This window comes from Vibrio sp. 811, from assembly GCF_033339195.1.
Genome location: NZ_JAWOUB010000510.1, coordinates 1 through 644 on the forward strand (window position 1 = coordinate 1; position 644 = coordinate 644).

Below are 644 nucleotides of genomic sequence, written 5' to 3' on the forward strand. Positions count from 1 at the left end.
GACATTGACCAAAGACCAGCCTTGCGGATATTGCTCACCTTGCCCTGAGATTTGGCTATTTCGCCATTTAAAAGACGTGCCATAGAGGGTGCTGTTTTGGGCTTGATAATCCACATCAACCAGTACTTTTTGTATCGCCTCACCGTGCCAATACATTTGTTCTGCAGAGGCCTGAATAGCGCCGTAAGGCCATAATTGTTGAGCGTTTAGCCAAGTAGGATCTTGGATTTGGATACTCAATCCAGGTACGGAAAAGCGCGGACCCGCGTAATCAATATTTTTCAGCGCAATCTGGTGGAACTGGATCGACTCTAAGTTAGGCTGTGTCGGTATGCCTTTTTTTAGACTCACCCCATCGATCAGCAAGCTATCGATAATCCATTTCCCATCTCGTCGTATGTCAGGGTTCAGCCATACGTCGACTTGTTCAATATAAGGCAGTTGAGCGTCTTGGGAGCGAACGTTTTGCAGCCAAAGGTGGTAAGGGAAGTCGTAATGAACGCGCTCCGCTTGGATCGGTAAGCCAAGGTAGGGTGAAACCCATTGCCATGTAGAATTGGCGTATGAGGTGGTTAACAGCGCAATAATGGCCGCCGGAAGGGCAATCAATACCACCAGTAAGAGAATTAGAATTCGACGCGCTG

At 48.0% G+C, this 644-nt stretch carries 1 protein-coding gene; it reads right to left on the bottom strand.

Annotation, left to right across the window (positions count from 1 at the left end):
- A partial coding sequence (locus R7Q46_RS27780) for an AsmA family protein (protein WP_318078377.1) occupies positions 1–644 on the bottom strand: 644 nt, incomplete at both ends.